11 protein-coding genes are annotated in these 13818 nt (G+C 71.7%); 4 read left to right on the forward strand and 7 right to left on the reverse strand.

Annotated features, from left to right (window positions below):
• Positions 1 to 123: 123 nt before the first annotated feature.
• From ACWDX7_RS00295 to ACWDX7_RS00310, 4 genes are all read left to right on the forward strand, one after another.
• Entirely contained in the window at positions 124 to 1134 is a 1011-nt protein-coding gene (locus ACWDX7_RS00295) for a polyprenyl synthetase family protein (protein ID WP_451489010.1), read from the forward strand.
• Positions 1135 to 1373: 239 nt separating this feature from the next.
• Entirely contained in the window at positions 1374 to 2633 is a 1260-nt protein-coding gene (locus ACWDX7_RS00300; protein WP_451489009.1) for a LolA family protein, read from the forward strand.
• 133 nt (positions 2634 to 2766) lie between these two features.
• Entirely contained in the window at positions 2767 to 2970 is a 204-nt protein-coding gene (locus tag ACWDX7_RS00305; RefSeq protein WP_229337077.1) for a ribbon-helix-helix domain-containing protein, read from the forward strand.
• Complete coding sequence (locus tag ACWDX7_RS00310; protein WP_451489008.1) at positions 2967 to 3386, forward strand: hypothetical protein; 420 nt, start codon at positions 2967 to 2969, stop codon at positions 3384 to 3386. Before ACWDX7_RS00305 ends, ACWDX7_RS00310 begins: the two co-directional genes overlap by 4 nt.
• 136 nt (positions 3387 to 3522) lie before the next feature.
• On the opposite strand, the gene ACWDX7_RS00315 is transcribed toward ACWDX7_RS00310, so the two are convergent.
• The 7 genes from ACWDX7_RS00315 to ACWDX7_RS00345 all read right to left on the reverse strand — a co-directional run bounded on the left by ACWDX7_RS00315 (position 3523) and on the right by ACWDX7_RS00345 (position 13721).
• Positions 3523 to 4842, reverse strand: a complete 1320-nt coding sequence (locus tag ACWDX7_RS00315) for a M28 family metallopeptidase (protein WP_451489007.1) — start codon at positions 4840 to 4842, stop codon at positions 3523 to 3525.
• Positions 4843 to 5046: 204 nt separating this feature from the next.
• Positions 5047 to 5991 carry an EamA family transporter RarD gene (gene rarD, locus ACWDX7_RS00320; RefSeq protein ID WP_451489006.1) on the reverse strand — a complete coding sequence of 315 codons (945 nt, stop codon included), beginning with the start codon at positions 5989 to 5991 and terminating at the stop codon, positions 5047 to 5049.
• Between the two features lie 216 nt (positions 5992 to 6207).
• Positions 6208 to 7209: a 2-oxoacid:ferredoxin oxidoreductase subunit beta gene (locus tag ACWDX7_RS00325; protein ID WP_451489154.1), complete on the reverse strand. Its 1002-nt coding sequence runs from the start codon at positions 7207 to 7209 to the stop codon at positions 6208 to 6210.
• Positions 7210 to 7321: 112 nt separating this feature from the next.
• Entirely contained in the window at positions 7322 to 9265 is a 1944-nt protein-coding gene (locus tag ACWDX7_RS00330) for a 2-oxoacid:acceptor oxidoreductase subunit alpha (protein WP_451489005.1), read from the reverse strand.
• Between the two features lie 151 nt (positions 9266 to 9416).
• Complete coding sequence (locus ACWDX7_RS00335; protein WP_451489153.1) at positions 9417 to 10076, reverse strand: response regulator transcription factor; 660 nt, start codon at positions 10074 to 10076, stop codon at positions 9417 to 9419.
• Positions 10077 to 10256: 180 nt separating this feature from the next.
• On the reverse strand, positions 10257 to 11933 hold the full coding sequence (locus tag ACWDX7_RS00340) for a sensor histidine kinase (RefSeq protein WP_451489004.1): 1677 nt from the start codon (positions 11931 to 11933) through the stop codon (positions 10257 to 10259).
• 543 nt (positions 11934 to 12476) lie between these two features.
• A complete protein-coding gene (locus ACWDX7_RS00345; protein ID WP_451489003.1) occupies positions 12477 to 13721 on the reverse strand; it encodes a sensor histidine kinase in 1245 nt (414 codons plus the stop codon).
• Positions 13722 to 13818: the final 97 nt, after the last annotated feature.

Raw genomic sequence — 13818 nt, forward strand, 5'->3', positions numbered from 1 at the left:
CGACGGGACGGGCGCTCTCGGTGATCGAAAGGGGACCCGATACGCTGGCTTGAGTGATGGCAGCGACACATCGACAATCCAGGTGATCGTCAGCGTGATCGTCAGCAGACAGGAGTACCCCTCGTGACCGTCGTCGGGCCGTTCGGACTGAGCGTGCGGGACCAGGCTCTTGAGACCGATGTCCAGGCCGGACTGGCCGCCGTCGAGGCGGGTCTGCTGGAAGCCACCAAGAGCGAAGTCCCCTTCATCACCGAGGCCGCGCAACACCTGGTACGAGCCGGAGGCAAGCGGTTCCGGCCGCTGCTGGTGATGCTCGCGGCCCGTTTCGGCGATCCGTACGCGCCCGGAATCGTGCCCTCCGCCGTGGTGGTGGAACTCACCCACCTCGCGACGCTCTACCACGACGACGTCATGGACGAGGCGGACGTACGCCGCGGGGTGGCCAGCGCGAACACCCGCTGGGGCAACTCGGTGGCCGTCCTGACGGGTGACTTCCTCTTCGCCCGTGCCTCGCACATCCTGGCCGACCTCGGGCCCGAGGCCGTACGCATCCAGGCCGAGGCCTTCGAGCGGCTGGTGACGGGCCAGATCCTGGAGACCGCCGGTCCGCGCGACGGCCGCGACCCGGTCGCCCACTACCTCGACGTCATCGCCGGCAAGACCGGCTCGCTGATCGCCGTCTCCGGTCGCTTCGGCGCGCTGATGTCCGGCGCCGACGAGTCGGTCGTCGACATCCTGACCCAGTACGGCGAGCGGCTCGGCACCGCCTTCCAGCTCGCCGACGACGTCCTCGACATCGCCTCCGACGCGCACGAGTCCGGCAAGACCCCCGGCACCGACCTGCGCGAGGGCATCCCGACGCTGCCCGTGCTGCGGCTGCGCGAGATCGCGGCCCGCGACGGCCGCCAGGACGACGTCGAGCTCGTACGCCTCCTGGACGGCGATCTGACGGACGACGCCCGGCACGCCGAGGTACTGGCCCGGCTGCGGGTCCACCCCGCCCTGGAGCAGGCCCGCCGCGACACCATCCGGTACGCGCAGGACGCGCGGGCCATGCTGGCTCCGCTGCCGGAGTGCTTCGCGAAGTCGGCGCTGGAGGAGCTCTGCGACGCGGTGGTCCACCGCGCGGGCTGACGGCCCCGGCGGCCACGGGCCACCGCGGCTGCGGAACGGGCCCTTCCGTGCCTCGACCCCTACGGGTCGGGGGAGAAGGGCCCTTGCCGTGTCATCCCACGGTCGTACGCGCAGTTGCTTCCGGGGGCTGACGCCTTCGCCCCGCCGATTTGGTCAGATGGATCCATCAACCCCACCAGATCGGGTGAGCGCGGCGACACGGCGGTCGCCGCCGTCGACACAGAGGGCAGGGCACTGACATGGCAGCGAAAACGAAGACTTCTCGCAGGGTCGCCCGGTACGCGGTACCGGTCGCGGTAGCGGGTGTGGCCGCGGCGACCGTCGCGATGGTCCCCGCCTTCGCCAACGCCGGCGGACCGGACCTGCCGAAGGTCACGGCGCAGCAGCTCATCGAGAAGATCGCGGCCTCGGACGTGCAGGAGCTGACCGGCACCGCCAGGCTCAGCACCGACCTGGGTCTGCCGTCCTTCGCGACCGGCCTGCTCGGCGGCGGCGGGGTCGCGGGCGGCTCCGCCGACCCGGAGGACAAGGTCGCCCAGCTCGCGAGCGGCACGCACACCTTCCGCGTCGCGGCCGACGGCCCCGACCGCCAGAAGCTCACCTTCCTGGACGGGAAGGACGAGTACAGCCTCATCCACAACGGCGACGACCTGTGGGGATACGACTCCAAGTCGAACGAGGTCTTCCACGAGAAGAACCCGCAGGCCGGTGGAGGCGGGGCCGAGGACGGCGGTCAGGACGGCGGCAAGGGCGCGGGCCGGGAGCACAAGACCGGCGACCGCCTCGACGCCTCGCCGCAGCAGCTCGCCGAGGAGGTCCTGAAGGCCGCCGGCCCGACCACCGACGTCAGTGTCGGCGACACCGCTCAGGTCGCCGGTCGCGACGCCTACCAGCTCGTGCTCAAGCCCAAGCAGAGCGGCTCGACGGTCGGCTCGGTGCAGATCTCCGTGGACGCGAAGAACGGCGTGCCGCTGCGCGTGCAGCTGCTCTCCGCCCAGGGCGGCAAGCCCATCGTGGACGCCGGTTTCACCAAGGTGGACTTCGCCAAGCCGTCCGCCGACACCTTCGCCTTCACCCCGCCCAAGGGCGCCAAGGTGACCGAGGGCGCGGCCGGGGACGCCCGCGGGGAGAAGGGCGAGGACGGCGAGGAGTTCAAGGCGCTGGAGTCCTTCCCCGGTCTGGGCGGCCTGTTCGGCGGAGCGAACGGCTCCGGGGACGGCAAGGGCGAGACGAAGGTGCTCGGCGAAGGCTGGGCGACCATCGCGCGGATCGACTCCGGAGCCGGCCCGGGCCTGAAGGAGCTGGAAGCCGGCAAGGGCGCGCCGAAGGAGGCCCAGCAGTTCATGGACTCGCTCGGGGACAAGGTCTCCGGCAGCTTCGGCGAAGGCCGGGTGCTCTCGACCCGCCTGGTCAACGCCCTGATCACGGACGACGGCAAGGTCTACGTCGGGGCGGTCACCAAGGACGCGCTGGTGAAGGCGGCCGAAGCGAACAAGTAGGCATCAGCAGCGCAGGCGTCAAGCGTCAAGCGTCAAGCGTCAAGCGTCCGAAGGGTGGGCGGGGACTGTGTCCCCGCCCACCCTTCGGGCATTCCCCTCCTGCGTACAGCGCGGTCGCTGTACGGTGGAGGGCATGTCGAGACACGTCACCATCCGCCTGGACGAAGAGTTCCACGAACGCCTGAAGGCGCGCGCGGCGGCCCTGGGGACGACGGTCACCGCACTGATCACCGAAGTCACGGAACGCGAACTCGACGAGGACCGGAAGAACTTCCTGTCCGGCATAGAGGAGTTCGCGGACCACTGGAGCTATTTCCAGGAGCGGTTCGGCAATTGAAGATCACCATGGAGTGGGCCTGGACCGCTCTGGCCCACCATCTCCCGTCCGATCCCGCCGTGTGGGATCCCTCCGGGGTGGCCGCCGCCGTCGCCCGGCACCAGAACGACCTCGTCCTCGTGCCCGAACAGCCCGCCCCGGACACCGCGTGGCGGGCCGCCGCGTTTCTGCACACCCTGGCCGTGTGCCCGGCGCTGGAATCCCCGATGAACGAGTTCTACGCGGCCGCCGCCACCCGCTCCTACCTGCGCGTGGCGGGGGCCGAGCAACTGCCCTCCCCGGAGGTGCTGGGCGATCTGGTCGAGGCGGCGAAGCTGGGCCGCGCGGACGTCGCGGCGGTGGCCGAGGAGCTCCGCGCCCGGATACGGGATCCGCTGACGTCCTCCGGACGGGCGGCCCGCACCGACGAGCCGTAGCCGCCGCCGCTCCCCACCGCGGGGGTGAGGGATCTGTTCAGCGGCGGCGGCAGCGGCGGCGGCCCGGACGCTCAGGCCGGCGGCTCGGGTCGCTCAGGTCGGCCGGTCGGTTGGCCGGCCGGTTCGGCCGGTCCGGTCAGAAGGTGATCTTCCAGCTGTTGATGTAGCCGACGTCCTGCGCGGCCACGTCCTTGACCTGGAGCTTCCACACCCCGTTGGCCGCCTCGCTCGACGCGTTGACCGTGTACGAGGCGATGACGTTGTCCGCCGAATCCGATCCGCTGGAGTTCTTCAGCAGGTAGGCGGTCCCGTCCGGGGCGATCAGGTGCACGACCAGGTCGCCGCGGAAGGTGTGGACGATGTTGACGTCCACCTTGGTGGTCGCGGGCGCGTTGCCCGAGACGCCGGAGACCGTGACCGGTGAAGTCACCGCCGCCGCGGGGGAGTCCGGGATGCTGACGTCCGCGGTGTTCTCGAAGGAGGGGCCCGGCGGGACCGGCGTGGCCGCGCCGAGGTTCCAGATCGCATGGGCGATGGCGTCGGCGTTGCGGTCCAGGGCGGTGTCGTTGATGTTGGCCGTGCCGTCGCAGGAGGAGTGGTAGCAGCGGTCGAAGGCCTGACCGGCGGTGCCGCCCCACTTCTGCGCCTGGGCCGAGGACTTGGTGTTGCTGGCGCCGGTGAACAGGCCGCCGACGGGTATGCCCACGTTCTTGAAGGAGGCGTGGTCGGAGCGTCCGTCGCCCTCGGTCTCGATCTCGGTCGGGACGCCGAGGCCCGCGTAGTAGTTCTTGAAGGTCTGCTCGATGGCCGGGTCGTCGTCGTAGACGAAGTAGCCCGGGTTCGGCGAGCCGATCATGTCGAAGTTCAGGTATCCGGAGAACTTCGCGCGCTCGGTGCTCGGCAGGTTGTTGACGTAGTACTTGGAGCCGATCAGGCCCAGCTCCTCCGCTCCCCACCAGCCGAAGCGCAGGTGCTTCGTCGGCTTCAGGCCGGCCCGCGAGACGGCGAGCGCGGTCTCCAGGACGGCCGCCGACCCGGAGGCGTTGTCGTTGATCCCGGCACCCGAGGACACCGAGTCCAGGTGCGCGCCGGCCATCAGGACCGCATTGCCGTCACCGCCCGGCCAGTCGGCGATCAGGTTGTAGCCGGTGGCTCCGCTGGAGGTGAAGGTCTGCACGGTGGTGGTGAAGCCGGCCGCGTCGAGCTTGGCCTTCACGTAGTCGATCGACGCCTTGTAGCCGGGCCGTCCGTGGGCGCGGTTGCCGCCGTTGTTGGCGGCGATGGCCGAGAACTGCGACAGGTGGGCCTTGACGTTGGCCAGCGGAATGTCGGGCGGCGTCGGCGCCGCGGTGGCCGCCGTGGGGGCGGCGAGCGCCGCTGGTGCGGTGGAGGCGAACAGGCCCGCGACCGCGAATGCGGTCACGGCAGCGAGGCGCCGGGAGACGGACAGGCTCATGTGGGGGCTCCGGGATTCCGCGGGGATATGACGGAACGTGCGGGGGGTAGCGCGGGTGAGCGTTCGTGCGTCAGTGCGAGCCTGATGGTCAGTGAGATTGTGACATTGAGTCAAGACCACAATTCGGTCAGAGCCGTTCGGAAAACGGACGATCCCCGGTACGGGGCTTCCGTACCGGGGATCGTGAGAGGAGAGGGGGCGCTGTTACGCGGGCCCGCGCGCCGGCGTCACCACCGCGGCGGGGATCCCCGCGAGCCGCGCCCGGGGGCGCCGCGCCGTACGCAGCGCGTCCCACGTCAGGACGGCGAGCGCGGCCCAGACCAGGGAGAAGCCGATCCAGCGCTCGGGCGGCATGGCCTCGTGGAAGTACAGGACGCCCAGTGCGAACTGGAACACCGGCGCCATGTACTGGAGCAGCCCGAGGGTGGAGAGCGGGACCCGGATCGCGGCCGCCCCGAAGCACACCAGCGGGATCGCGGTGACGAGCCCGGCCGAGGCGAGCAGGGCGGCGTGCCCGACGCCGTGCGAGGCGAAGGTGGACTGCCCCTGCGCGCCCAGCCACAGCAGGTACCCGAGGGCGGGCAGGAACAGCAGGGCCGTCTCGGCGGTCAGCGACTCCAGTCCGCCCAGGTTGATCTTCTTCTTCAGCAGGCCGTACACCGCGAAGGAGAAGGCGAGGGCCAGCGAGATCCACGGCGGCCGTCCGTAACCGACGGCGAGCACCAGCACGGCCGCGAAGCTGACGCCGACCGCCGCCCACTGCGTGCGGCGCAGCCGCTCGCCCAGCAGGAGGACGCCGATCGCGATGCTGACCAGCGGGTTGATGAAGTAGCCGAGGCTCGCCTCGACCACCTGCCCGTTGTTGACGGCCCAGATGTACAGGCCCCAGTTCACGGCGATCACCAAGGCGGCCAGGGTGGTCAGGCCCAGCTTGCGGGGCTGCCTGACCAGCTCCCGTATCCAGCCCCAGCGGCGCAGCGCCAGCAGCGCCACCCCGACCACGGCGAGTGACCACACCATGCGGTGGGCGAGTATCTCGATGGCGCCGGAGGGCTTCAGGAGCGGCCAGAAGAGGGGGACCAGGCCCCACATCCCGTATGCGCCCAGTCCGTAGAGCAAACCCGTGCGCTGCTCGGTCTCCGCCTTCACGGGGCCTCCTGTACGACTTCCAGCCAACCTGAAGACCGTAACGCCGCACGGGGCGGATGTCATACCCATGAGGGCGAGATGCTCATGACATCAGCCCTCATGGCATCAGTGATGCAGCGTGCGGACGGGGCGACGGGGGCACGCCGAAGCCCGGGCCCCCGGGGGAGGTCCGGGCTTCACGCGGTCGGGCCGTCGGGCGGGCAGCGGTCAGCCGGGTCAGCCGATGACGGTCCAGGTGTCGTTGCCGCTCAGCAGGGCGCCGAGGTCGCCCTTGCCGTGCTGCTCGACGGCCGTGTGCAGCTGCTCGGCCATGAGCGTGTCGTAGACGGGCCGGCCGACGCTGCGGAAGACCCCGATGGGGGTGTGGTGCAGGGTGTCGGGGTCGGCGAGGCGGGAGAGGGCGAAGGCCGTCGTGGGGCTGGCCGCCGCGGCGTCGTGGACCAGGATCCGCGATGCGTTCTCCGGGGTGACCGCCACCACCTCCAGGTCTCCGGTGGCCGGGTCGCGGACGACGCCCTTGGCTCCGTCCGCGCCGAAGCGGATCGGCTGCCCGTCCTCCAGGCGGATGACGGCGTCCCGCGCCCGCTCGTTGTCCTTCAGGGCCTCGAAGGCGCCGTCGTTGAAGATGTTGCAGTTCTGGTAGATCTCCACCAGCGCCGTGCCCTGGTGCTCGGAGGCCCGGCGCAGGACCTCGGTGAGGTGCTTGCGGTCGGAGTCGATGGTGCGGGCCACGAAGGAGGCCTCGGCGCCGAGGGCCAGGGACACCGGGTTGAAGGGCGCGTCGAGCGAGCCCATCGGGGTCGACTTGGTGATCTTGCCCAGTTCGGAGGTGGGGGAGTACTGGCCCTTGGTCAGACCGTAGATCCGGTTGTTGAACAGCAGGATCTTCAGGTTGACGTTGCGGCGCAGGGCGTGGATGAGATGGTTTCCGCCGATGGACAGGGCGTCGCCGTCACCGGTGACCACCCACACGCTGAGGTCACGGCGGGAGGTGGCCAGGCCCGTGGCGATGGCGGGCGCGCGGCCGTGGATGGAGTGCATCCCGTAGGTGTTCATGTAGTACGGGAACCGGGAGGAGCAGCCGATTCCGGAGACGAAGACGATGTTCTCCTTCGCCAGGCCGAGCTCCGGCATGAAGCCCTGCACGGCGGCGAGCACGGCGTAGTCACCGCAGCCGGGGCACCAGCGGACCTCCTGGTCCGACTTGAAGTCCTTCATCGACTGCTTCGCCTGCGCCTTGGGCACGAGCGAGAGCAGCGCGGAAGCGGAGGCCCCGGCCGCCCGCGTCGTCCCGGTCGCCCCGGTCGTCTCCGTCGCCCCGGTGGTTGCCTCAGTCATGGGTGGCCTCCTTGAGGACCGTGGCGAGCTGCTCGGCCTTGAAGGGCATTCCGTTGACCTGGTTGTAGGACTGGGCGTCGACCAGGTACTTCGCCCGGATCAGGGTGGCCAGCTGCCCGAGGTTCATCTCCGGCACTACTACGTTCTCGTAACGCTTCAGGACCTCGCCGAGATTCCTCGGGAAGGGGTTCAGGTGGCGCAGGTGGGCCTGGGCGATGGGAACGGAGTCGAGGCGCAGGCGGCGGACGGCGGCGGTGATGGGGCCGTAGGTCGAGCCCCAGCCCAGGACCAGCGTGCGGGCCCCGTCCGGGTCGTCGACGTCGAGGTCGGGGACCTCGATTCCGTCGACCTTGGCCTGGCGGGTGCGGACCATGAGGTCGTGGTTGGCCGGGTCGTAGGAGATGTTGCCGCTGCCGTCCTGCTTCTCGATCCCGCCGATGCGGTGTTCGAGGCCGGGCGTGCCCGGGACGGCCCACGGCCGGGCCAGGGTCCGCGGGTCACGCTTGTACGGCCAGAAGACCTCGGTGCCGTCCGCCAGCTCGTGGTTCGGCTCGCACGCGAACGGGGTCCGCAGGTCGGGCAGGTCGTCCACCTCGGGGATCTTCCAGGGCTCGGAACCGTTGGCCAGGTAGCCGTCGGAGAGCAGGAAGACCGGCGTCCGGTACGTCAGCGCGATCCGCGCCGCGTCCAGTGCCGCGTCGAAGCAGTCGGCGGGGGTCCTGGGCGCCACGATCGGCACCGGTGCCTCGCCGTTGCGCCCGTACATGGCCTGGAGGAGGTCCGCCTGCTCCGTCTTGGTGGGCAGACCGGTGGAGGGGCCGCCGCGCTGGATGTCCACGATCAGCAGCGGCAGCTCCAGCGATACCGCCAGGCCGATCGTCTCCGACTTCAGGGCCACACCCGGCCCGGAGGTGGTCGTGACGCCGAGGGCCCCGCCGAAGGCCGCTCCGAGCGCCGCGCCGATGCCGGCGATCTCGTCCTCGGCCTGGAAGGTCCGCACGCCGAAGTTCTTGTGCTTCGACAGCTCGTGCAGGATGTCGGAGGCCGGGGTGATCGGGTACGAGCCCAGGTAGAGGGGCAGATCGGCCTGCCGGCTCGCGGCGATCAGCCCGTACGACAGGGCCAGGTTCCCGGAGATGTTGCGGTAGGTGCCGGTCGGGAAGGCCTTGGTCGCCGGGGCGACCTCGTAGGAGACGGCGAAGTCCTCGGTGGTCTCGCCGAAGTTCCAGCCGGCCCGGAAGGCGGCGACGTTCGCCTCCGCGAGCACGGGCTTCTTCGCGAACTTCCGGCGCAGGAACCGCTCGGTGCCTTCGGTGGGCCGGTGGTACATCCAGCTCAGCAGGCCCAGCGCGAACATGTTCTTGCTGCGCTCGGCCTCCTTGCGGGACAGCCCGAAGTCCTTCAGCGCCTCCACCGTGAGCGTCGTCAGCGGCACCGGGTGCAGGTGGTAGGCGTCGAGGGAGCCGTCTTCGAGGGGGGAGGTCTCGTAGCCCACCTTGGCCATGGGCCGCTTGGTGAACTCGTCCGTGTTGACGATGATCTCCGCGCCGCGCGGCACGTCCGCGATGTTGGCCTTGAGAGCGGCCGGGTTCATCGCGACGAGGACGTTCGGCGCATCACCCGGGGTGAGGATGTCGTGGTCGGCGAAGTGCAACTGGAAGGAAGAGACGCCCGGCAGCGTCCCGGCGGGGGCACGGATCTCGGCGGGGAAGTTCGGCAGGGTGGAGAGGTCGTTGCCGAAAGACGCCGTTTCCGAGGTGAAGCGGTCACCGGTGAGCTGCATGCCGTCACCGGAGTCACCCGCGAACCGGATGATCACACGATCGAGGTGGCGGACTTCCTTGCCGCCAGGGCTCGCCGGGGCGCGCTGTCCTGTGACGACCGCACCCCCGGCCCCGTCGGCCTGCTCGGCTGGGCTACTGACCTGGCTGGTCACTGAACTGGACCTCCTTCGAGGCGTGACGTCCCCGATTCCCACCCTACGTCCGTAGGGACTCAGTCCCCGGGAACCACCACGTTCCGGACCGTCGGCCCGCACATCGAGACGACCCGACCGGTTATGCCATGTCTGACAGAGTGTCGGCCGATCAAGACTTCAGGTAGGTGAGAACGGCCAGAACGCGCCGGTGATCCCCGTCACTCGGCGAGAGGCCCAGCTTCATGAAGATGTTGCTGACGTGCTTCTCCACCGCCCCGTCGCTGACCACGAGCTCCTTGGCCACGGCGGAATTCGTACGGCCCTCGGCCATCAGCCCCAGCACCTCGCGCTCACGCGGAGTCAGACCCGCCAGGACGTCCTGCTTGCGGCTGCGGCCGAGCAGCTGGGCCACGACCTCCGGGTCCAGGGCGGTACCGCCGCGGGCCACGCGGACCACCGCGTCCAGGAATTCCCGCACGTCGGCGACGCGGTCCTTGAGGAGGTACCCCACACCCGTACTGGAACCGGCCAGCAGCTCGGTGGCGTACTGCTCCTCCACGTACTGCGACAGGACCAGCACCCCGATCCCGGGGTACTCGCGGCGCAGGCGTACGGCGGCCCGTACGCCCTCGTCGGTGTGCGTCGGCGGCATCCGCACATCCGCCACCACCACGTCCGGCAGCGCGTCCTGCGCCGCCAGCTCCGCCACCGTCTTGAGCAGGGCCTCCGCATCCCCGACCCCGGCGACGACCTCGTGCCCCCGGTCGGTCAGCAGCCGGGTCAGCCCCTCACGCAGCAGCACCGAATCCTCGGCGATGACCACTCGCACCCTGTCGTCCACGACTCAGCAGCTCCCGCATCCACTCGTACCCGCACGCTCGGGCTCGGGGCCAAGCATCCCAGGTCGGGGGCCACGTCGCGGCGGAGCCGGGGCAACGGGCGTGCGGGCGGGCGGAGTTTCGGCGGGCCTGCCGGGTCCGGGCGCCCCGTCAGGCGGGGGCGGGCCGCCTCAGGGCCGGGCGCGCCAGGGGAGCTCCGCCGTGACCGTCGTACCGCCCTCCGGAGGCGAGTCGACCACCAGCATCCCGTCCACCGCGTCCACCCGCTCGGTCAGGCCCGCCAGCCCCGAACCGGGCCGGGGATCCGCCCCGCCGCGGCCGTCGTCGGCGACCCGGACCAGCAGCCGCTCCCCGGACCTCCACACGTCCACCGAGGCCGAGCGCGCCCCGGAATGCTCGCTGATGTTCCGCAGCAGCTCGCAGACCGTGAAGTACGCGATCCCCTCGATCGCGGCCGCGGGCCGGTCCGGGAGATCCACCGCCACCCGTACCGGAACCGCGCACCGGGCGGCCACCGCCGACAGCGCCGCGTCCAGACCGCGGTCGGTCAGGACGGCCGGATGGATGCCGCGGGCCAGGTCCCGCAGCTCGCGCAGGGCGACCTTCACCTCCCCATGGGCCTCGTCCACCATCCGCGCGGCGGCCCGGGGATCCTCGGTGAGCTTCTCCTTCGCCAGCCCGAGGTCCAGCGCGAGGGCCGCGAGGCGTGCCTGCGCGCCGTCGTGCAGATCGCGTTCGATGCGCCGCAGATCGGCGGCGGCGGTGTCCACGACGACTCCGCGGTCGCTCTCCAGCTCGCTGACGCGGCTGTCGAGGCCGTCGCGGCGGGAGGCGCCGAGCAGCCCGCCGATCAGGACCCGGTCGACGGTGGTCAGGGCCCGGATCACCCACGGTGTGGCGAGCGTGAAGGCCAGACCGACGAGGCTGGCGAGGGCGATCTCCGCGGGGGAGTCGAGGTGGAAGGAGTAGTCACCGTTCTGGAAGAGCTGCAGCCCTGGCTGATCGGTATAGGCGGGGAAGACCCAGAACCAGACCGGGTACAGCAGGAAGCCCCACCCGTACGCCCAGAACACGACCGCCACCGTGAAGCTGAACACCGCCCACGGGAAGTGGACCACGCAGTACAGCGCATGCCGCCAGGCGCTCCCGCTCGTGAGCAGCGCCCCCATCGCGGCGAGGGCGCCGGGCTTGCGGGCGCGGACGGGGGAGGGAGCGGGGATGCCGGTCCGGAGCAGGGCGCGGACGCGGGCCCGTTCCAGGCGCCCGAACCCGCGGCACATCGCGAGTACGCCGGCGAGTACCGGAATTCCGAGGAAGGTGACCAGCAGCCCGGCGCCGAGGCTCAGGCCGGCGATGGCGAGCGAGAAGTACAGGGCGCTGAGCGGAAGCCCGAGGAGCAGATGACCGAACTCCCGCCAGGTCCGCCCCTCGACGGGCGCCCGCACCACAGCCCCGAAACCCCGCCGCCCGCCGGATCCCGTGCGGCTGCGGGCGCGGGCGCCGAACCCACCGGCTCCGGTGCCGGTCCCGTAGCGGCCGCCGGTGCCGCCGCCGGTGCGGGGTCCGGATCCGCTGCCGTAGCCACCGCTGGTGCTGGCGGCGATGCCGGGCCCGGATCCGCTGCCGTAGCCACCGCTGGTGCTGGCGGCGATGCCGGGCCCGGATCCGCTGCCGAAGCCACCGCTGGTGCTGTCGGTGCGGGTGCGGGTGCCGTGGCCATCGGTTCTGGTGCCCCCGCTGCCGTAGCCACCGCCGGTGCTGGCGGCGAAGCCAGCGCCCGTGCCGCCGGTCGCGCCGCCCGTGCCGGTGCCACCGCCGGTGCGCTGGTTGCCGTTGCCGTGGTCCATGCTCGTGCCCCGTCCTTCGGTCCGCCCTCTACGCCTCCACCCTGCCGCCCGCCGCGCGGCCGAACCATGCGGCGAGTCGGCCTGTCCACCGGGGGGTTAACCCCACCCGGCGGCGGCTTCGGCCCCGGCCCGGGCGCCTGCGGGGAGGGAGCCCGGGCCACCGGATCCCGGCCCGACGGCTCGGGCCGGGGTCACCACGCGCTCACGCCGAGCGGTCCGTGGCCCGCTGCCCGGAGCACGGCCCGCCACCCCGTAGCCAGCGGGGGCCGGCCGCCACGCAACGGCAACTGGGACGCACCTTCGAGCTCGCCGAGCAGCGCCGGCACTCAGGCCGCACGGACCGCCTGCCTGGGGTCTTCCTGGCCGTGCCACCGGCCTCCACACCCAAGATGCTGGCCCATCAGCGGGCACACCGGCAGAACCGGAGCCCCCGCCGCCATGCGCATCCGCCGCACGCGGGACCACCCCCACCAGCCGGAGCCACCGCACGCAAGCGGGACCCCCGTCCACCTCGGACGGGAGTCCCACACCCCAGCGGCGGCGTCAGTGCCCCGCGGCCCCGCGGTCGCGCCACGGCAGCTCGGCCGTGACCACCGTGCCCGAGCCCTCGGGGGAGTCCAGCACCAGCACCCCGTCCACCGCGCCCAACCGCTCCGCGAGTCCGGCCAGCCCCGTGCCACCGGACATCCGCGCACCACCGCGCCCGTCGTCCGACACCCGGATCAGCAGCCGCGCGCCCGCCCGCCACACCTCCACGCCCGCGCCCCGCGCGCCCGCGTGCTTGCTCACGTTCTGCAGCAACTCCGACACGACGAAGTACGCGATCCCCTCGATGGCCTCCGCCGGCCGCGCCGGCAGGTCCACCGCCACCTTCACCGGCACCACGCACCGCGATGCCACCGACGACAGCGCCGCGTCCAGTCCCCGGTCCGTCAACACGGCGGGGTGGATCCCCCGGGCGAGGTCCCGCAGCTCCCGCAGCGCCAGCTTCACCTCGCCGTGGGCCTCGTCCACCATCGCCGCCGCGCCCTCCGGATCCTCCAGCAGCTTCTCCTTGGCCAGGCCCAGCCCCATCGCCAGGGCCACCAGCCGCGCCTGCGCGCCGTCGTGCAGATCGCGTTCGATCCGCCGCAGGTCGGCCGCCGCCGTGTCCACCACCACCCCGCGGTCGGATTCCAGCTCCGCGATCCGCCGCTCCAGCTCGTCGGAGGGCGACAGGAGGCCCCGTACCATCGCGCGGTCCGCGTTCGCCATCCCCCGTACCACGTACGGCAGGACCGGCCACAGCACGAACAGCCCGGTCAGCACGACGGCGAAGGTCAGCACGCCCCACGGCAGCCGGATCAGCGCGTACAGCACCGTCCGCCAGGCGACCGGGTCCTTGACGCTCGTCCACAGCCAGGGGAAGAACCCCCCGCTCCGCCCCGGCCCGGGGATCGGCGTCGGTTCGTCCACCCGTACGCCCAGCAGCGCACGCGCCCGTGCCCGCTCCAGCCGTCCCAACTGCCGGGACAGGAAGAGACCGCCGGCGAGCAGTGGAAGTCCGACGGCCGTCACGGACAGGCTGCCCGCGGTCGCGACCAAGGCGAGCGTGCAGGTGAAACCGACGACCGCCACCGGCAGGTTGCCGAGCAGGTAGCCGATCTCCTTCCAGGTCACGGCGCCGAAGACGGGGCGTACGGGGGGCGGCCGGTCGTCGCCGGGCTCCCGACGGGGCCGCTCCGGCGGGTCGGAGCCAGTGGCGCGGCCGGACCCGGTGGGCCGAACGGCGTGATTGATCGCGGTCATGCCGCCCAGCCTGTCAAGTACGGCCCCCGTCGTGCCATGGGGCGGCCGGGGTGCTGTGAACGGGGGATAACCCCACCCTGTGTGAGGCAGGGCCTAG

Source organism: Streptomyces sp. NPDC003034 (assembly GCF_053591375.1).

What these genes read in the sequence shown, in the direction of transcription:
- ACWDX7_RS00300 (WP_451489009.1), top strand. Translation starts at nt 1,374, where the DNA reads ATGGCAGCGAAAACGAAGACTTCTCGCAGGGTCGCCCGGTACGCGGTA.
- ACWDX7_RS00305 (WP_229337077.1), top strand. Translation starts at nt 2,767, where the DNA reads ATGTCGAGACACGTCACCATCCGCCTGGACGAAGAGTTCCACGAACGC.
- ACWDX7_RS00315 (WP_451489007.1), bottom strand. Translation starts at nt 4,842, where the DNA reads ATGAGCCTGTCCGTCTCCCGGCGCCTCGCTGCCGTGACCGCATTCGCG.
- ACWDX7_RS00325 (WP_451489154.1), bottom strand. Translation starts at nt 7,209, where the DNA reads ATGAAGGACTTCAAGTCGGACCAGGAGGTCCGCTGGTGCCCCGGCTGC.
- ACWDX7_RS00340 (WP_451489004.1), bottom strand. Translation starts at nt 11,933, where the DNA reads ATGGACCACGGCAACGGCAACCAGCGCACCGGCGGTGGCACCGGCACG.
- ACWDX7_RS00345 (WP_451489003.1), bottom strand. Translation starts at nt 13,721, where the DNA reads ATGACCGCGATCAATCACGCCGTTCGGCCCACCGGGTCCGGCCGCGCC.